The sequence below is a fragment of the Streptomyces sichuanensis genome (genome assembly GCF_020328095.1).
In the GTDB taxonomy this organism is placed as follows: Bacteria; Actinomycetota; Actinomycetes; order Streptomycetales; family Streptomycetaceae; genus Streptomyces; species Streptomyces cinnamoneus.
Genome location: NZ_JAIXMK010000292.1, coordinates 1 through 356, shown reverse-complemented (window position 1 = coordinate 356; position 356 = coordinate 1). Strand labels below are relative to the sequence as shown.

The following is a 356-nucleotide window of genomic DNA, read 5'->3' as shown; positions in this document are numbered from 1 at the left end:
GAGCTGAACGCGGTGGGTGTGAACTGTCTGCGGGTTTTTCCGGACCGGGGTCTGCTGGTGTGGGGTGCGCGGACGAGGTCGTCGACGCGTGACTGGCGTTATCTGAACGTCCGGCGTCTGGTGTCGTATCTCTCGGATTCGATTCGTCAGTCGTCGACGTGGGCGGTGTTCGAGCCGAACGACGAGCGGTTGTGGGCGGCGTTGCGGCATTCGGTGTCCTCGTTCCTGACCGATCAGTGGCGTCAGGGCGCGCTCGTGGGCCGTAAGCCCGACGAGGCGTTCTATGTGATCTGCGACGACACCAACAACAAGCCCGAGACGATGGACGACGGCAAGGTCATCTGCGACATCGGTGT

1 protein-coding gene is annotated in these 356 nt (G+C 62.9%); it reads left to right on the top strand.

The window, feature by feature from the left end:
• Positions 1-356 (top strand): phage tail sheath C-terminal domain-containing protein (locus LE181_RS32015; RefSeq protein ID WP_308103690.1); only part of this gene is annotated, 356 nt, incomplete at both ends.